This is a genomic window from Rhizobacter sp. P2_H3, assembly GCF_056403355.1.
The window spans coordinates 1-3,732 of record NZ_JBFUFQ010000369.1; the positions used below are offsets into that span (position 1 = coordinate 1).

The window sequence follows — 3,732 nt, forward strand, 5'->3', positions numbered from 1 at the left end:
GCGGCACACCGATGCCGGGTCTTCGCTGCTCAGGATCGTCGGCAGCAACGGGGCCAGACGCCGCGTGTCCGCCCGCAGCACCCGCTGCTTGATCGACGAAATCTGCGACGGGTGCATCGAGAAATTGCGCAGCCCCATCGCCAGCAGCAGGTCGGTGAACTCGGGGTCTCCCGCCATCTCGCCGCACACGCTGACGCCCTTGCCCGCCGCCCGCGCGTGGGCGATCGTCTGCGCGATCAGCCCCAGCACGGCCGGGTGCCACGGGTCGTAGAGGTGCGACACCGCCTCGTCGGCGCGATCGATCGCCAGCGTGTACTGGATCAGGTCGTTGGTGCCGATCGACACGAAGTCGAAGTGCTTCAACAGCAGCGGCAATGCGAGCGCCGCCGCCGGCACTTCGATCATCGCGCCCACCTCGACCGGGCCGCAGGGCCTGCCGGCATCCGCCAGTTGCTGCCGCGCCCTCTCCAGAGCCTCCAGGAACATCCGCACCTCACTGAGGTGCGCCACCATCGGCACGAGGATGCGCACCGGCCCGACGGCCGCTGCCCGCAGGATCGCCCTCAGCTGCTGCCTGAACATGCCGGGCTCGGAGAGACTCCAGCGGATCGCCCGCAGCCCGAGCGCCGGATTCAACGCATGCTCGTGGCGGAGTTCATTGACCGACATGCGATCGAGTTGCTTGTCGGCACCGATATCGACCGTGCGGATCGTCACCGGCAACCCTCGCATCGCCTCGATGGCCGCCCGGTACGCCTCGTACTGCTCGTCCTCGCCCGGCAGTTCGCTGCCGCGGTTCATGAACAGGAACTCGCTGCGGAACAGCCCCACACCGACCGCCCCCGCCTCCAGCGCCCCGATGGCGTCCACCGGCAGCTCGATGTTGGCCTGCAGCTCCACGCGCTCGCCATCCATCGTCACGGCCGGCGTGTGCCGCAACCGCGCCAGGCGATCCCGCTCGAGCCCGCTCTGGCGCTGCCGAAACCGGTATTCCTCCAGCACGATCGGCGACGGGTTGACGATCACCGCCCCGCAGTCGCCGTCGATCACCACCCAGTCGTCCTGGCGGATGATGTGACTCGCCTCGCGCGCCCCCACCACCGCCGGGATGTCCATGCTGCGCGCGACGATTGCGGTGTGCGAGGTCTTGCCGCCCACGTCGGTGATGAAGCCGGTGAAGATGCTCCGCTTGAATTGCAGCATGTCGGCCGGCGCGATGTCGTTCGCGACCAGCACCAGCGGGTCCTCGCCGCCGAAATCCCGCGGACTCACGCCCGGCGCCGGCGCGGAACCCGACAACGGCCCGCGCGCCATCGCACGCAGCAGCCGCTCGACCACCTGCTCCAGGTCGGCCTTGCGCTCGCGCAGGTAGTCGTCCTCCATCTCGTCGAACTGGCGCGCCAGCACCTCCAGCTGGGCCGACAGCGCCCACTCGCCGTTGTAGTGGCGCTCCTGGATCCAGTTCTTGGTGGCACCGGTCAGCGAGTCGTCGTGCAGCAGCATCAGGTGCACGTCGAGCAGCGCCGACAGCTCGCCCGGTGCGTCCGCCGGCAGTTCGCGCTGCAGCGTCGTCAACTCCTGCGCKACCGCATCGCGCGCCGTGCGCAGCCGCTCGATCTCGGAGTCGACCTGCGACGCCTCGATGAAATAGTGCGCGACGTCGACGCGGCTCGACGCGACCATCACCGCGCGGCCGATCGCGACACCCCGTGACACCGGCAATCCGAAGACCTGGAAGCTCATGCGGACGATCCTAGCAGCGCACGCCCCGCCCGCACGCGGGGAAACGCGCAATGTCATCGGCGCGTCATCCCGGTTTCATGGACGCGTCACCGTGCGGACCCACCATCTCGGGAGTTCACAGGAGAACGCCATGAGGGACCTGCCCCTGCCGACGATGCCTCTGTCCGATTTGCGTGGTGACACGTCCCGGAGGTCACTTCACGAAAGCTCACCCACTCCACAAGCGCGCCGGGTCGATGCTGCTCAGCTGGAAGTTGTTTGGGCACGCGATGAAGACGAAGTTCGCCAGGCGCAGCGCCTGAGGCACCTGGTCTTCGCCGAGGAGATGGGCGCACGCCTGAGCGTGCCGCACGGCTCGCCCGCCGGCCACGACATCGACATGTTCGACCCGTTCTGCGAGCACCTGCTGGTGCGCGCACCGGGCGAGGGCGGGGAGCCGGGGCCGGTGATCGGCACCTACCGCGTGCTGACGCCGGATTCCGCGCGCCGCATCGGCGGCCTGTACAGCGAGACCGAGTTCGACCTGACCCGCCTGCGCCCGCTGCGCTCGACGATGGTGGAGCTGGGCCGTTCCTGCGTGCACCCCGCCTGGCGCTCGGGCGGCGCGATCCTCGCGCTGTGGGGCGCGCTGGCCGAGTTCATGGTGCGCAACAAGCTGGACACGATGGTCGGCTGCGCGAGCGTCAGCATGCGCGACGGTGGCCACTTCGCCGCCAGCCTGTGGGAGCAGTTGCGCCACACGCACCTGGCGCCGATCGAACTGCAGGTGCGCCCGCGGCTCGCGCTGCCGGTCGACGAGCTGCAGCACGACCTGGTCGTCGAGGCGCCGGCGCTGATCAAGGGCTACCTGCGCTGCGGCGCGAAGGTGCTGGGCCCGCCGGCCTGGGATCCCGACTTCAACACCGCCGACCTGCCGATGCTGATGCGCATCGCCGACCTGCCGCAGCGCTACCGCAAGCACTTCCTGGGGCAATGAAGCTGGGACAGTGAACGAACGGGGCCGCGGCCCCGTGGTCACTCACCCTCGCCGAACTTGTCGTTGATCAGCGTGACGAGGGCCTGCAGCGCCGCCTCTTCGTCGGCGCCGGAGGTCTCGAGTTCGACCACGGTGCCGAGGCCGGCGGCGAGCATCATGACGCCCATGATGCTCTTGGCATTGACCTGGCGGCCGTTGCGGCTCATCAGGACTTCGCACTGGAAACTGCCGGCAAGCTTGCTGAGCTTGGCCGAGGCACGTGCATGCAGGCCGAGCTTATTGCTGATGGTGATGCTGGTTTTGGTCATTTCCGCCTGGTTTGAAGGCCTGGTTCTGCGGACGCGCGGAGGCCACTTGCATCACGCCTTGCGTGGCACCCGCCATCGCACGTGCCACCATCGCGTCGAGGGATTCGTCGGCATAGCAGAGGGAGCGCCACAGCATCGGCACGTTGACGCCGGCGATGACCTTGACGTGCAGGCCGTCGGCCAGGCGTTGCGCCACGTTGCAGGGCGTGGCGCCGAACACGTCGGCGAAGATCAGCGCGTCGGGGTTGCTCACGCGGCCCAGCATCTCGCGCGCCTGCTGCTCGACCTCCTCCACCGGCATGCCGGGCAGCACATCGAGCGCCTCGACCAACCGGGCACAGTCCGGGAAGGTGTGCTGTGCCACCGCTTTCAGCGATGACGCCAGCGGCGCGTGGGCAATGATGAGAAGACCGGGCATGGTTTTCGATTATCGGCAGTTCGAGCTGCCGACTTGGTGGCTGCGGCTTGTGGCGTGGCCTCGACTCGCCACAAAAACCACACATGTGCACCAAACCGTCATGTGACTACAACGCCGGCGGGCCGTCCGGCGCTGACACACGGCGTCATGCGGCGAGCTTCAGCCCCTCGAAAAACGTGTCGACGGCCGACGCGTCCACGCGCGCGCCGAGCACCGTCGCCTGGTAGACCACGGTGCCCTTGACGAAAAACAGCAGTTCCTGGTGCACCTGCGTGCCGTCCGGAAAG

Annotated in this window: 4 protein-coding genes; 1 reads left to right on the forward strand and 3 read right to left on the reverse strand. The window is 68.3% G+C overall.

What is annotated here, in order from left to right; genetic code table 11:
* Positions 1-1,743 (reverse strand): phosphoenolpyruvate--protein phosphotransferase (ptsP, locus tag AC1D1T_RS30970; protein ID WP_477993218.1); only part of this gene is annotated, 1,743 nt, incomplete at its 3' end.
* A gap of 130 nt (positions 1,744-1,873) precedes the next feature.
* Between ptsP and AC1D1T_RS30975 the strand changes: the two genes are divergently transcribed.
* A complete protein-coding gene (locus tag AC1D1T_RS30975; protein ID WP_047510199.1) occupies positions 1,874-2,719 on the forward strand; it encodes a GNAT family N-acetyltransferase in 846 nt (281 codons plus the stop codon).
* 38 nt (positions 2,720-2,757) lie between these two features.
* Here AC1D1T_RS30975 and AC1D1T_RS30980 read toward each other — a convergent pair whose 3' ends face one another.
* Both AC1D1T_RS30980 and AC1D1T_RS30985 read right to left on the reverse strand, forming a co-directional pair.
* A complete protein-coding gene (locus AC1D1T_RS30980; protein WP_477993219.1) occupies positions 2,758-3,027 on the reverse strand; it encodes an HPr family phosphocarrier protein in 270 nt (89 codons plus the stop codon).
* Positions 2,996-3,445 (reverse strand): PTS sugar transporter subunit IIA, encoded by a 450-nt coding sequence (locus AC1D1T_RS30985; RefSeq protein ID WP_047510203.1) that lies wholly within the window; start codon positions 3,443-3,445, stop codon positions 2,996-2,998. The genes AC1D1T_RS30980 and AC1D1T_RS30985 overlap by 32 nt, the downstream gene beginning before the upstream one ends.
* Positions 3,446-3,732: the final 287 nt, after the last annotated feature.

What these genes read in the sequence shown, in the direction of transcription:
- AC1D1T_RS30975 (WP_047510199.1), top strand. Translation starts at nt 1,874, where the DNA reads ATGAGGGACCTGCCCCTGCCGACGATGCCTCTGTCCGATTTGCGTGGT.
- AC1D1T_RS30980 (WP_477993219.1), bottom strand. Translation starts at nt 3,027, where the DNA reads ATGACCAAAACCAGCATCACCATCAGCAATAAGCTCGGCCTGCATGCA.
- AC1D1T_RS30985 (WP_047510203.1), bottom strand. Translation starts at nt 3,445, where the DNA reads ATGCCCGGTCTTCTCATCATTGCCCACGCGCCGCTGGCGTCATCGCTG.